This window comes from Candidatus Methylomirabilota bacterium (assembly GCA_035260325.1).
Classification (GTDB): domain Bacteria; phylum Methylomirabilota; class Methylomirabilia; order Rokubacteriales; family CSP1-6; genus AR19.
The window spans coordinates 1-12,990 of sequence record DATFVL010000126.1 but is presented as its reverse complement, the minus strand read 5'-3'; the positions used below and the strand labels follow the sequence as shown (position 1 = coordinate 12,990).

General features: G+C 71.4%; 13 protein-coding genes. 3 read left to right on the top strand and 10 right to left on the bottom strand.

Features of this window, described 5'->3' with window-relative positions:
• From VKG64_08620 to VKG64_08580, 9 genes are all read right to left on the bottom strand, one after another.
• A partial coding sequence (locus VKG64_08620; protein ID HKB25103.1) for a heavy metal translocating P-type ATPase occupies positions 1–1,376 on the bottom strand: 1,376 nt, incomplete at its 3' end.
• On the bottom strand, positions 1,376–1,657 hold the full coding sequence (locus tag VKG64_08615; protein ID HKB25102.1) for a metal-sensitive transcriptional regulator: 282 nt from the start codon (positions 1,655–1,657) through the stop codon (positions 1,376–1,378). The genes VKG64_08620 and VKG64_08615, both read right to left, overlap by 1 nt.
• A 99-nt stretch (positions 1,658–1,756) precedes the next feature.
• The gene (locus VKG64_08610) at positions 1,757–2,116 is read right to left on the bottom strand and encodes a hypothetical protein (GenBank protein HKB25101.1); all 360 of its coding nucleotides are present in this window, start codon (positions 2,114–2,116) and stop codon (positions 1,757–1,759) included.
• A 27-nt stretch (positions 2,117–2,143) separates the two neighbouring features.
• Entirely contained in the window at positions 2,144–3,703 is a 1,560-nt protein-coding gene (locus VKG64_08605; GenBank protein HKB25100.1) for an Rne/Rng family ribonuclease, read from the bottom strand.
• A gap of 51 nt (positions 3,704–3,754) precedes the next feature.
• The gene (gene rodA, locus VKG64_08600; GenBank protein HKB25099.1) at positions 3,755–4,846 is read right to left on the bottom strand and encodes a rod shape-determining protein RodA; all 1,092 of its coding nucleotides are present in this window, start codon (positions 4,844–4,846) and stop codon (positions 3,755–3,757) included.
• Positions 4,846–6,669 (bottom strand): penicillin-binding protein 2, encoded by a 1,824-nt coding sequence (mrdA, locus tag VKG64_08595; protein ID HKB25098.1) that lies wholly within the window; start codon positions 6,667–6,669, stop codon positions 4,846–4,848. The genes rodA and mrdA overlap by 1 nt, the downstream gene beginning before the upstream one ends.
• Before the next feature lie 10 nt (positions 6,670–6,679).
• Complete coding sequence (gene mreD, locus VKG64_08590; GenBank protein ID HKB25097.1) at positions 6,680–7,168, bottom strand: rod shape-determining protein MreD; 489 nt, start codon at positions 7,166–7,168, stop codon at positions 6,680–6,682.
• Entirely contained in the window at positions 7,168–8,004 is an 837-nt protein-coding gene (mreC, locus tag VKG64_08585) for a rod shape-determining protein MreC (GenBank protein ID HKB25096.1), read from the bottom strand. Before mreC ends, mreD begins: the two co-directional genes overlap by 1 nt.
• 36 nt (positions 8,005–8,040) lie before the next feature.
• Positions 8,041–9,072: a rod shape-determining protein gene (locus tag VKG64_08580; GenBank protein ID HKB25095.1), complete on the bottom strand. Its 1,032-nt coding sequence runs from the start codon at positions 9,070–9,072 to the stop codon at positions 8,041–8,043.
• 379 nt (positions 9,073–9,451) lie between these two features.
• Here VKG64_08580 and VKG64_08575 point away from each other — a divergent pair, with 379 nt between their 5' ends.
• The 3 genes from VKG64_08575 to VKG64_08565 all read left to right on the top strand — a co-directional run bounded on the left by VKG64_08575 (position 9,452) and on the right by VKG64_08565 (position 12,132).
• Positions 9,452–10,483: a hypothetical protein gene (locus VKG64_08575; protein HKB25094.1), complete on the top strand. Its 1,032-nt coding sequence runs from the start codon at positions 9,452–9,454 to the stop codon at positions 10,481–10,483.
• A gap of 201 nt (positions 10,484–10,684) precedes the next feature.
• Entirely contained in the window at positions 10,685–10,888 is a 204-nt protein-coding gene (locus VKG64_08570) for a cold-shock protein (protein HKB25093.1), read from the top strand.
• Between the two features lie 122 nt (positions 10,889–11,010).
• The gene (locus tag VKG64_08565) at positions 11,011–12,132 is read left to right on the top strand and encodes a DEAD/DEAH box helicase (protein HKB25092.1); all 1,122 of its coding nucleotides are present in this window, start codon (positions 11,011–11,013) and stop codon (positions 12,130–12,132) included.
• Between the two features lie 571 nt (positions 12,133–12,703).
• Here the strand turns inward: VKG64_08565 and VKG64_08560 are convergent.
• The coding region (locus tag VKG64_08560; GenBank protein HKB25091.1) for a helix-hairpin-helix domain-containing protein at positions 12,704–12,990 on the bottom strand (287 nt) is incomplete at its 5' end.

The following is a 12,990-nucleotide window of genomic DNA, read 5'->3' as shown; positions in this document are numbered from 1 at the left end:
CCGCCTGCGGCTCGCACCGCCATCACCCCCGCGGCGGGAACGACGTCGGTCACCGCCGGCCTGCCGACCGTCAGCGTGCCCGTCTTGTCGAAGACCACCGTGTCGACACGGTGCAGCAGCTCGAGCGCCGTGGCGTTGCGGATGAGGACGCCGAACTCGGCGCCGCGGCCCGTGCCGACCATGATGGCGGTCGGCGTCGCGAGCCCCATCGCGCACGGGCAGGCGATGACGAGGACGGCGACCGCGTTGGTCAGCGCCCGCAGCCCCGCGGGCGCGGGGCCGAAGAGCCACCAGGCCGCGAAGGTCAGCGCGGCCAGCGCGAGGACGATCGGGACGAAGACGGCGGCGACGCGGTCGGCGAGCCGCTGGATCGGCGCGCGCGAGCCCTGGGCTTCGGCGACGAGCTTGATGACGCGCGCGAGCGTCGTCTCGCTCCCGACGCGCGTGGCGCGGAAGATGAAGCTCCCCGTCCGGTTGATCGTCCCCGCAAACACCTTCGCCTCCGGCCCCTTCTCCACCGGGACGCTCTCGCCCGTCAGCATCGACTCGTCCACGCTGGAGGCGCCCTCGGTCACGACGCCGTCGACCGGGATCCGCTCGCCCGGCCGGATACGCACGAAGTCGCCCGGGACGACCTCGGCGGTCGCCACGTCCCGCTCCCGCCCGTCGCGGACGACGCGCGCCGTCCGGGGCGCGAGCGTCACGAGCCGCCGGATCGCCTCGGAGGTGCGTCCCCGCGCGCGCGCCTCGAGCCAGCGCCCCAGCACCACGAGCGTGATGACCACCGCGCTGACGTCGTAGTACGTCGTGACCGTGTGGTCGCCGAAGGCGTGCGGCCAGAGCGTCACCGCCAGGCTCCAGAAGTAGGCGGCGGAGGTGCCGAGCGAGACGAGCGTGGACATGGACGCCGACCGGTAGCGCAGGTCGTGGAGGAAGCCCTTGTGGAAGGGCCAGCCGACCCAGAACTGGACGGGCGTCGTGAGCAGGAGCTGGAGCCACGGGTCCCGGAGCAGCGCCGGCACGCCGGGCAGGACGTGCGCCATCCCGCCGACGAGCACGGGCGCCGAGAGGACCGCGCCGACGAGGAACCTCACCTTCGCCCGACGCTGCTCGGCCTCGCGCGCGGCGCGCTCGCCGTCCGTCGCGTCCGCCTCGGCCGCCGGCCGCGGCTCGACGAGCTCGTAGCCGGCCGCCGCGACCGCCTCCCGGAGCCGGGCGAAGTCGATTCGCGCCGGGTCGTAGGCGATCGTCGCCCGCTCGGTCGCGAGGTTCACCTGCGCCGACTCGACGCCGGGGACGCCGCCGAGCGCCTTCTCGACCTTCCCGACGCAGGCGGCGCAGTGCATCCCGCGGACCGGCGCCGTGACGCGCTCCATCACTTGCCCCGAAAGCGCGCGAAGACGTCCAGCAGCTCGTCGATCTTCTGCTGGCGCTCGCTCCGCGAGCCCGAGCGGACCGCGTCGGCCACGCAGGACTCGATGTGCCGCCCGAGCAGGAGCTTCTCGACCTGCTCGAGCGCCCCCTGCACGGCGGACACCTGGAGGAGGATGTCCACGCAGTAGGCCTCGTTCTCGATCATGCGCTGGAGGCCCTGCACCTGGCCTTCGATGCGGCGCAGCCGGCCGAGGGCCTTGCTCTTCGTCTCCTCGTTGATCACGGCTATACCCCCTGGGGGTAGTGTGCCCCGGGGCGCTCGCCGTGTCAACCGGGAATGCGGCGGCTCAGGACCGGAGGGACGCGAATCAGGCGCAACGCCTCAGAGATCGAAGAGCGAGGGCTGCTCGGCGGTCGAGACGGGCTTGCGCCGGCGGGGCTTGGCCGCGCCCTTCTTTCCCTTCTTCCCGCGCGCGGCGTCGGCGGGCGAGGGGCGCGGGAGCCTCCAGCCCTTCTGGTGGGCGATGCGCTCACCCTGCTTGATGACGAGGAGGTCCACGAGGCGCGCGAGCGGGTTCGAGAGCAAGCCCAGGTACTTCTCCCAATAGCGCGGCGAGTGCGCGAGCGTGCGCATCTGGTCGATCGCCAGGGACAGGGCGGTGCGGTCGCCCTTCCGGGCCGCCAGCCTGAGATCGGCGAGGACCTTCATCCGGCTGACACGCGAGGGAGACGTGCGGGCCATCCGCTCAGCCCCCCGCGCGCGCGCCGGTCATGCGTCGCCTCCGCCGCCCCCGCGCAGCCTGATCTCGTAGCCCTCGCGATCGGCGTGGTTCGCGATCGCCTGCACCGTCACCTTGCGCCCGAGCGCCGCGGCGAGCCGCTCGACGCCTTCCTGCCCGTCGCCCTCGAGGTAGCGGGCGACCTCCGGGTGGACCCGGACGACGATCTCGCGCCCGTCGGCCTCGTCGGCGGCCGCCACCTTCGCGCGCGCGGCGCGGAAGATCTCGGCGGCGAGCGTGGCGTCGGCCTTGATGACGCCGCTTCCCTTGCAGGTCGGGCACGACACGGAGAGGAGCCCGCGGAGGTCCTGGCGCACGCGCTTGCGCGTCATCTCGACCAGCCCGAGCTCGGAGATCTGGAGCACGTTGGTGCGCGCCTTGTCCTCGGCGAGCGCCTTCTTCAGGGCGCGGTAGACCTGCTCGCGGTGCTCCTCGGGCTCCATGTCGATGAAGTCGATGATGATGATGCCGCCGAGGTCGCGCAGCCGGATCTGGCGGACGACCTCGCCGACCGCCTCGAGGTTGATCTTGAGCACGGTCTGCTCGAAGTCGCGCTTGCCCACGTACTTGCCCGTGTTCACGTCGATCGAGACGAGGGCCTCGGTGTGGTCGATCACGATGTAGCCGCCGGACTTGAGCCACACCCGGCGGCGGAGTGCCTTCTCGATGTCCTTCTCGATGCCGAACGCCTCGAACACGGGCTGGCGGTCGTCGTGGAGGCGCACCCGCTCGGCGAGCGCCGGGACCAGCGCCTCCACGTACCCGAGGCACTTGTCGTAGACCTCCTTGCCGTCGATGACGAACTCGTCCACCTCGGGCGAGAAGAGGTCGCGCACGACGCGGAAGATGAGGTCGCCCTCCTCGTGCAGCACCGCCGGCGCCTGGGCCTGCTCGTAGCGCGACTGGATCTGCGCCCAGAGGCGCGAGAGGAACTCGACGTCGGCGGCGAACTCCGCCTCGCCCTTTCCCTCGGCGTTCGTCCGGAGGATGAACCCGCCCGGCGGCAGCGGACGGCTCCGGAGCGCCGCGCGCAGCCGGTCGCGCTCCTGCTCGTCGCGGATCCGGCGCGAGACGCCGATGTGGCGCGCCTGGGGCATGTAGACGAGGTAGCGGCCCGGCAGCGAGATGAACGAGGTGACGCGCGCGCCCTTGGTGCCGAGGGACTCCTTCGAGACCTGCACGAGCACCTCCTGCCCCTTGCGGAGCAGGTCCTCGATCGGGGCGGTCGCCTCGCGGCGCGCCTCCTCGACGTCCAGGTCCGTGTCGCTCGCGTCGCCCTCCTCGTCGACGCCCGCGAGCATGGCGCGCGCGTAGTCGCCGAGGTTGGTCGTGTAGTCGCCGGCGTAGAGGAAGGCGTCCTTGTGGAGGCCGATGTCGACGAACGCCGCCTGCATGCCCGGCAGCACGTTCGTCACCACGCCCTTGTACACGCTGCCGACGATCGAGCGGTGGCGGTGCCGCTCGACGAAGAGCTCGGTGAGGAGACTACCCTCCTGGACTCCGACCCGCGTTTCGGTGAGCCCGGCGTTGACGACGATCCGTTTGCCCACGGCAGCACCTCTCTGACGCGGCCGGCGTCGCGTGCGCGCGCATGCCGCGTCTCATTGGAACTGCCGCATCCTGACCGAGAGGAGGAGGCCGAGCCCCGTCAGCGAGGCGAGCATTGAGGAGCCGCCATAGCTCATCAGGGGCAGCGGAATCCCGACGACGGGGACGAGCCCGGTCACCATGCTCACGTTGATCAGCACCTGGACCGCCAGCAGCGACGTGGCGCCGAGCGCCACGAGCCGGCCGACGGGCTCACGCGCGGATGCCGCGATGTCGAAGCCCCGCACCAGGAGCAGGACATAGCACATGAGCAGCACGAGACAGCCGACGAACCCCCACGTCTCGGCGAACACGGCGAAGATGAAATCCGTATGGCGCTCCGGGAGGAAGGCGAGACGGCTCTGCGTCGCGCCGGCGACGCCCTTGCCCAGGAGCTGACCCGATCCGATCGCGATCTTGGCCTGGATCACGTTGTACGCGCTCCCGAGCGGGTCGCGGAACGGGTCCAGGAACACGAGAATGCGTTCCCGCTGGTAGTCCTTCAGCACGAGCCAGGCGACGGGCAGCGTGGCCAGGCCGACCGCGCCGAGCGCGCCGAGCAGCCGCAGGCGCAGGCCCGCGCCGATCAGCAGGATCACCAGGACGGGGAAGAGCAGCAGCGCGGTCCCGAGGTCCGGCTGCCTGATGATCAGGACGAACGGCACCGCCACGACCGGCAGCGCCATGAGGAGCGTGCCCGTCCCGACGGGCTGCGCCCACCGGGACGTGATGACCCAGACGGCCATGAGCACGAAGCAGATCTTGAAGAGCTCCGACGGCTGGACGGACATCGGCCCCAGCCCGATCCACCGCCGCGCGCCCGACACCGAGCGCCCGAACGCCCAGACGAGCGTCAGGCCCGCGAGGCCGAGGAGGTAGACGGCCGGCGCCGCGCGTACGAGCCGCCGATAGTCGAGGCTCGCCACGATCAGGAGCGCCACGAGGCCCACGCCGAACCACGCGGTCTGGCGCAGGGCGACACCGGCGCCGCCGCGCCCCACGCTCAGGTTCGAGAGCGTGAGCAGGCTCATCGCGAAGAGGAGGAAGGCCGCGCCGAGGAGCGGCCAGTCCACGTTCTGGAGGAGCCGGCGGTCGAACCTGAGCATCAGTCGCGGATCTCCAGCGCGGCCACCTTCTCGAGGAAGATCGCCTGGAGGATGCGGCGCGCGATCGGCGCCGCCACGTCGCCGCCGTGCCCGCCCCGCTCGACGAGGACGACGACGACGACCTCCGGCTCCTTGACCGGCGCGAAGGCCGCGAACCAGGCGTGGTCCTGCCCGAGCGACGACTTCGACTTCGCGATCATCTGGGCGGTGCCGGTCTTGCCCGCGACCTCCAGGCCCGGGATCCGGGCCGCCGCGCCGGTGCCGCCGCTCTCGTTCACGACGGCCCAGAGGCTCCGCCGCAGGAACTCCCACACGAGCGGCGAGAGCTCGACGTGGCCGTTCACGTGCCCCGGGTCGCTGTAGACGACGCCCTTCTCGGGCCGCTCGATGCGCTGCACGAGACGCGGGCGCCAGAGGACGCCGCCGTTGGCGACGGCGCCCATGAAGCGCGCGACCTGCATCGGCGTCACCAGCACGGCGCCCTGGCCGATCGACACGTTCACGGTGTCGCCCGCCGTCCACGCGCGGTGCTCGCGCCGCGCGGCGGGGTGCGGGATCAGGCCGAGCTTCTCGCCCCCGAGCTCGATGCCGGTCGCCGCGCCGAAGCCGAACGCGCCGGCGTAGCGCGCGATCGTGCCGGCGCCCACCTTCAGTCCCGCATTGTAGAAGAAGACGTCGCAGGACTGCGCGATGGCCTGGTGCAGGTTCACCACCCCGTGGCCCTCTTTCTTCCAGTCCTTGAAGGTCCAGGTGCCCAGGTGGAACTCGCCGGTGCAGTGGACACGGTCGAGCGGCGTGAGCGACCCCTCCTGGAGCCCCGCCGCGGCGACGAGGATCTTGAAGATCGAGCCCGGGGCGTACTGGCTCTGGATCGTGCGGTTGAGGAGCGGGAAGTTCGGGTCCTGCACGACGCGCAGCCACGCGGCGCGGTCGATCGTTCCGGTGAACCGGTCGATCTCGTACGCCGGCGTCGAGACCATCGCGAGCACGTCGCCGCTGCGCGGGTCCATCACCACGACCGCGCCCGCGCGGCCCTCCATCGCGCGCTCGGCCGCCTCCTGGACGCGCCGGTCCACGGTCGTGACGACCTGCGCGCCGGGATGCGGCTCGCTCTGCTGGATCATGCGCACCGCGCGGCCCATCGCGTCCACCTCGATGCGCTCGCCGCCGTCCTTGCCGCGGAGGTAGTCGTCGAGGAGGCGCTCGAGGCCGTTCTGCCCGACCATCTCGCCGCGGCGGTAGCGTCCCTGCCGGAGCTGGTCGTCGCTCGCCTCGCGCACGTAGCCGAGCAGGTGCGCGGCGAAGCGGCTGGTCGGGTACACGCGCTGCGGCTCGACCTCGGCGATCACGCCGGGGAGCTCGAGCTTCCACTCCTCGACCTTCGCGACGTCCTCGAGCGTGAGCCCGCGGCGCACCCGCACGGGCAGAAACGAGTCGGGCTGCACCCGGGCGACCGCATCCTGGAGCTCCTGGTAGGGGATCCGGAGGAGCGAGGCGACGCGGCCCAGCACCGCGTCGCGCACGGCCGCCTCGCGCGGAAGCTCGCGCGGGATCAGCGAGAGCGTGAACGCGGGGCGGTTGTCCACGAGCGGCACGCCGTGGCGGTCGAAGAGGATGCCGCGCGGCGCCGCGATCGGCCGGATCCGGAGCCGATTCTTGTCGCTCGCGTCGAGAAAGCGCCCGCCCTCGAGCACCTGGAGGTACCAGAGCTGCCCGATGAGGACGAGGAAGGCCGCGGTGACCGTGGCCGCGACGACCATGATGCGGCGCTGCCCGGCGTCGCGGCGCGCGGGCAATCCCCGGCGGCCGAGAATGCGGCTCATCGCGGCCCGCTCAGGAGGTGCGCGCGCGCACCGATTCGATCCACGCGAGACCCAGGACGAGCGCGGCGCCCAGGAAGCCGTTGTACAGGGCCTGCGGGAGCACGACGTAGAGCATCAGCTCCCCGAACGGCGCCGGAAACCGGAACATCTTGAGGAGCGCGAACCGCGCCAGGCCCTCGGCCACCGTGAGGATCACCAGGCCGGGTACCTGGACGAGCACGTGGGTGACGCGCAGGCGGCTGCCCGCGGCGCCGATCGTGAAGCCGATGACGGCCTTCGTGAGCGCCTGCACGCCGATCAGGCCGCCGCCCGCGGCGTCCTGGAGGAGCCCCGCGGCGAAGCCCGCGACGCAGCCGAACTCGGGCCCGCGCCTGAGCGCCAGAAGGACCACGACGATCAGCGGGAGGTCGGGAGTCACGCCGCCGATGCCGAGCGCGGGCGCGACGGTCGCGTGGGCGACGCCGCCCCCGAGCACGGTCAGCACGAGCAGCGCGCGCATCAGCCGTCGCTCGGGAAGAAGCCGGCGAGGTCGTGCCGCGGCTCGCCGGTGATGAGCAGCACGTCGTCGATGCGCGAGAAGTTCACGGCCGGCTCGAGCACCGCGTAGTGGAAGAGCGCCGCCCCGCGGTCGTCGATCGAGCGCACACGTCCGACCGGGATGCCCCGCGGGAAGAGCCCGCCCTGCCCGGACGTCACGAGCACGTCCCCCACCTCGATCTGCGCGCCGTCGCGCGCCATGTACTTGAACCGGAGCGCGCCGCTCGGCTCGCCCTCGACGATCCCGGGCGTCCGCGTGCGGACGACGTGGGCGCCGACCGTGGAGGCTGGGTCGGTGAGCACCTGCACGATGGACGCGCCCGGCCGCACCTCGACGACGCGCCCGACGAGCCCGTCGGGCGAGATCACGGCCGTCAGGCGCGCGATCTTGTCGCCGCGCCCGCGGTTGACGGTGAGCGCGCGGATCCAGCCGCCCCAGTCGCGCGCGATGATCTCGCCGGACACGGTCGTGAGCGGCAGCCGCTCCTGGAGCGCCAGCAGGCGCCGGAGGCGGCGGTTCTCGTCGTCGGTCTCCCGGACGCGCAGCCCCTCGACGCGCAGCCCCCGGATCTCCTCGCGCAGACGGCGGTTCTCGGCCCGGACGTTCTTCCAGTCGAGGTAGGTGTCCCAGGCGTCGAAGGCCGCGCGGTGAGCCTTGGCGACGCCGGCCTGGATGGGCGTCGTCAGGAGCGCGAGCGCGTCGGCGGCGCGCGCGCCGTAGCCCCGCGTCTGGAGGGTCAGGAGCAGGAGGCAGACGCCGATCGCCGAAACGAGCAGCGCGACCTTGCGACTCTTCACCCCTTCGCCCTCCAGCGACCGAACGCCGATCCGACCCTAGGCGGGAATCGCCACCTTCTTCAGGAGCTCGAGCTCGTCGAGCACCTTGCCGACACCCAGCGCGACGCACGACAGCGGATCGTCACCCTGCGTGACGGGCAGATTCGTCTCCTGACGCAGCAGGTGGTCCAGGCCGCGGAGCAGCGCGCCGCCGCCCGTGATCACGATGCCCTTGTCCACGATGTCGGCCGCGAGCTCCGGCGGCGTCCGCTCCAGGCAGGTGCGCACCGTCTCGACGATCGTCATGACGGGCTCGCGCAGCGCCTCGCGGATCTCCTCGTCCGTGATCACGACGGTCTTCGGGATGCCGTCGATGAGGTCGCGTCCCTTGACCTCCATCGTGCGGCGCTCGCCGCCCATCGGGTACGCGGAGCCGAGCGTCATCTTGATCTCCTCGGCCCGCCGCTCGCCGACCAGCAGGTTGTAGTGCTTGCGGATGTACTGGATGATCGCCTCATCCATCTCGTCGCCGGCGATGCGCACCGACTTGGAGTAGACGATGCCCGAGAGGGAGATCACGGCGACCTCGGTCGTGCCGCCCCCGACGTCCACGATCATGTTGCCGCCCGGCTCCTGGATCGGCAGCCCGGCCCCGATCGCCGCGGCCATCGGCTCCTCGATCAGGTACACCTCGCGCGCGCCGGCCTGCATCGCGGAGTCGCGCACGGCGCGCTTCTCGACCTGCGTGATGCCCGACGGCACGCCGATGACGATGCGCGGCCGCACGAGCGTGTGGCGCCGGTGCACCTTCGAGATGAAGTAGTGCAGCATTTTCTCGGTCACATCGAAGTCGGCGATCACGCCGTCCTTGAGCGGACGGATCGCGACGATGTTTCCGGGCGTGCGCCCGAGCATCGCCTTGGCCTCGTGGCCCACCGCGAGGACCGAGTGGTCCGCCTGGTGGATGGCGACGATGGACGGCTCGTTGAGCACGATGCCTTCGCCGCGCACGTACACGAGCGTGTTCGCGGTTCCGAGATCGACGGCGAGATCGTTGGAGAAGAGGCCGGCCAGCAGGTTGTAGAACATCACTGCTCCATCAGGCTCGAGTGAACTTCTTCTGCTACTGGGCGTCATACACTAGCACAGTCCGTGCCACTGGCCAACGAAAACTCCGTGTTTCCAGGACTTTAGGGCGAACGGCGACGTTCTGACACCGAGCGGCCCGGCCGGGGCCTGGGAAAATCCCCAGGTTTTCAGCGGGTTCCGACGTCCTGACGCGGTCGCTGAATGGGCGGCACCCGTCATCGAAACGGCCCGTACGCGCGGGATGGAGGCCCGGGTCCGCGGGGCCTCGGGCTCGCCGGCGCTCAGGATGGCACCACTCGTGACAACCGCGGTCATCCAGTCAGCGGCGGCCGCCGCGTTGGCGAGGGCGCGGTTCGGGTATAGCATCGGCCGCGCTCGCATGACAGCCGACGAGTTCGAGGTCTGGTTCGACAAGGGCGTCACCGACGGCCTGCCCGTGGTGCCGCCGACGCGCGAGCGGGTCGAGCGCATGCTCGCGGGCACCCGCCGGAGCCGCGACGAGCTGGTCGGCGACATGCCGCCCAACTACGGCCGGCTCACGGTCGAGAAAGCGGCGATCAACGCCGTGATGGCCGGCTGCAGGCCGGAGTTTCTGCCCGTGCTGCTGGCCGCGGCCGAGTGCGCGTGCGATCCCGCGTTCAACCTGCACGGGATGTCCGGCTCCACGCATTTCGCCGCGCCGCTCATCGTCGTCAACGGTCCCGTGCGCGCGCGGATCGGCCTCAACTGCGGCTTCGGCGTCTTCGGCCCCGGCCACCGCGCGAACGCGACCATCGGGCGCGCGCTGCGCCTGCTGATGATCAACATCGGCGGCGCCCGGCCCGGCGAGACCTCGATGTCCACGTTCGGCCATCCGGGACGCTACACGTACTGCATCGGCGAGCACGAGGAGGCGAGCCCGTGGCCGCCGTACCACGCGGGCCGCGGCCTCGCGCCGGGTGCGAGCGCGGTGACGCTCTTCGCCGGGGAGGCGCCGCACGGCATCTCCGACCACGCGAGCCGGACCGCGCGGGAGCTCGCGGGCTCGCTCGGCTGGTCCATGGCCGGCCTCTGGAACAGCAAGCACTTTCCCCTCTACTCCCACACGATGCTCGTCGTCGGCCCCGAGCACGCGCGCACCTTCGCCGACGACGGCTGGACGAAGGAGCGGCTCGCGGGTCATCTCTACGCGACCGTGCGCGTGCCGTACAAATCGCTCCTGCCCGACGGGGACCACGGGGAGGGCACGAATCTGAGATTCGGCAAAGCGCCGCCCGCGCCCGACACGCTCATCGCGAAGTTCCCGTCGCCCGAGGAGATCCACATCGTCGTGGCGGGCGGCACCGCGGGGCGGTTCTCGATGGCGATCCCGGGCTGGCTCGGCACCAGGAACGGCTCGCGGCCCGTCACGCGGCTCGTAGAATTCGATTGACTTGGCGGGGGGCGCGTGTCATTCTTGGCCCCGGTCCTGGTACAGACGGGGTTTGGTAACGATTACGAGAGATCGAGACACACGCCGCGCGGAGCCAGTTCGCGCGGCGTTTTTGTTTGCCTTCCAATTCCGGAAGGCAACCCCGCCACGCTGGCGGGAGCACACAGGGGCTTGAAGACCCCCCAAGGAGAGGTTCGAGGTATGGCACAGGGACAGGTGAAGTGGTTCAACGACGCAAAGGGGTACGGGTTCATCACGCAAGAGGGCGGCGAGGACGTGTTCGTCCACTATTCCGCCATCCAGGCTCAGGGCTTCAAGAGCCTCGCCGAGGGTGACAAGGTCGAGTTCGAAGTCACCCGCGGTCCGAAGGGTCTTCAGGCAGCCAACGTCAGGAAGGTCAGCTAGCTCAACCCTCGCTCAGTCTCCGCCCGGGTCCGTCACCGGGCCCGGGCGGTTCAACTCGGCACACTCCGAAAGGTTCGACACTCATGGTTCGTTCATTCACCGATCTTCCACTCACGCCCGCCATGCGCGACGCGATCGCGCGCGCGGGTTTTTTCACTCCCACGCCGATCCAGGCCGAGGCCATCGGACCGATTCTCGAGGGCCACGACCTGATCGGCTGCGCCCAGACCGGCACCGGCAAGACCGCGGCTTTCGCGATCCCGACGATTGAACGCCTCGCGGCGGCGGGCGAGCCGCTCGCGGGCGCGGGCCCGCGGCCGATCGCGCGCGGCGGCGCCGGACCGCGCGCGCTCGTGCTCGCGCCCACCCGTGAGCTCGCGCTCCAGATCGCGGCGACGTTCGACACGCTCGGCCGCGCGCGCGGGCTCACGACGGTGGTCCTCATCGGCGGCGAACCGATGGGACCCCAGCTCGCGACGCTGCAGAAGCGTCCCGACGTCATCGTCGCGACGCCCGGGCGCCTCTTCGATCACCTCGAGCGCCGCACGGCCGCCCTCGGCTCGATCCGCATCGTCGTCCTCGACGAGGCCGACCGCATGCTCGACATGGGCTTCGCGCCGCAAGTCGAGCGCATCCTGCGCGTGACCCCGCTCGACCGCCAGACGCTCTGCTTCTCGGCGACGATGCCCCCCGAGGTAGAGGGGCTCGTGCGCCAGCACCTCGTCCGGCCCGTCCGGGTCCACGTCGGCGCGGTCGCCAAGCCCGTCGCCAAGGTGACGCAGGTGCTCTACCGGGCCGAGGCGCCGACGAAGACGCCGCTCCTCTTGCGGCTGCTCGGCCAGGAGCGGGGTCGGACGCTCGTCTTCACGCGCACCAAGCACCGCGCCGACCGCGTGGCGCGCGCGGTCGGCGCCGCCGGCCACCGGGTCGCGCGGCTCCACGCCAACCGCTCCATGTCGCAGCGCCGCGAGGCGCTCGACGGCTTCCGGAGCGGACGCTACCGCGTGCTCGTCGCGACGGACATCGCCGCGCGCGGGATCGACGTGCCAGAGATCGCGCACGTGGTGAACTTCGACCTGCCGGGGACGGCCGAGGACTACATCCACCGGATCGGACGGACGGCGCGCGCCGAGGCGAGCGGCCGCGCGTCGAGCCTCGCGGCGCCGGAGGAGCGCGAGCAGCTCCGCGCGATCGAGCGGCACCTGGGCCATCCCGTGCCGCGCGCTACGGGATCGATCAACTAGATTCGCGGTCGCCGTGCTCCGGGCCGGCGGGCGTGTGCGGCAGGATCGACACGACCCGTTCCCGCGTGCGCGCCAGCGGGCTCGGCGCATCGGGATGGAGCCCAGCCGCAGGGGGGCAGCGAACGCGAGCGCGCGCCCGCCGACCGGGCGCGCGACGGCGGGCAAAAAAAGAGCCCCGACGGTGGCTGCGGCGCGTGATTCCTTCACTCGCCGTCGCGCCGCCCCGCTGGTAAGGCGGGACCGTCGGGGCCGGTGGCGCCTGGACTCCCAGGCAATTCCACCCGGAATTAGCGTGGAGCCAGCCTAGGAGGCAACCACCTCACAGATCACCGTAGGGGTAGTACACATCGGCTGGATCACCTCCTATTCTCGGCAAGGCCGCCACGCGGGCCCAGTTCCCACCTACCCAGAACCGGATGCCGACTCCCGGCCCGGGGCCCGGCCACGTTCTGCCGCCGGCGGAATTGCCGGCGGGGACGCCACGAGGAGCGCTGTTGTCGCTCCGGCCGATTTGCCCTCATCCTACAACAACGGGTCCGCGACGCTCCAAAGAAAAAGTGATGGGCGTTGGTTACTTGATCACGATGCGCGCACGGTGCCGCTCCCAGAGCCCGCTGCCGATCCCCTCCACTTTCCGGAGCTCCTCCGGCTTCTGGAAGCGGCCGTGATGCTCGCGGTACTCCACGATCTTCTCGGCGACCTTGCGGCCGACACCCTCGAGCTTCATCAGCTCCTTGACGTCCGCCGTGTTGATGTTGACGGTGTCGCCGTCGGTGGCGGCCGCGTTCACCGCGTCCGTGCGGTGCGGCGGCAGTAGGCGCAGACGCCGGCGGCGATTCGCCGCTTCCACCACGGGCT

What these genes read in the sequence shown, in the direction of transcription:
- VKG64_08610 (HKB25101.1), bottom strand. Translation starts at nt 2,116, where the DNA reads ATGGCCCGCACGTCTCCCTCGCGTGTCAGCCGGATGAAGGTCCTCGCC.
- rodA (HKB25099.1), bottom strand. Translation starts at nt 4,846, where the DNA reads ATGCTCAGGTTCGACCGCCGGCTCCTCCAGAACGTGGACTGGCCGCTC.
- mrdA (HKB25098.1), bottom strand. Translation starts at nt 6,669, where the DNA reads ATGAGCCGCATTCTCGGCCGCCGGGGATTGCCCGCGCGCCGCGACGCC.
- mreD (HKB25097.1), bottom strand. Translation starts at nt 7,168, where the DNA reads ATGCGCGCGCTGCTCGTGCTGACCGTGCTCGGGGGCGGCGTCGCCCAC.
- VKG64_08580 (HKB25095.1), bottom strand. Translation starts at nt 9,072, where the DNA reads ATGTTCTACAACCTGCTGGCCGGCCTCTTCTCCAACGATCTCGCCGTC.
- VKG64_08575 (HKB25094.1), top strand. Translation starts at nt 9,452, where the DNA reads ATGACAGCCGACGAGTTCGAGGTCTGGTTCGACAAGGGCGTCACCGAC.
- VKG64_08570 (HKB25093.1), top strand. Translation starts at nt 10,685, where the DNA reads ATGGCACAGGGACAGGTGAAGTGGTTCAACGACGCAAAGGGGTACGGG.
- VKG64_08565 (HKB25092.1), top strand. Translation starts at nt 11,011, where the DNA reads ATGCGCGACGCGATCGCGCGCGCGGGTTTTTTCACTCCCACGCCGATC.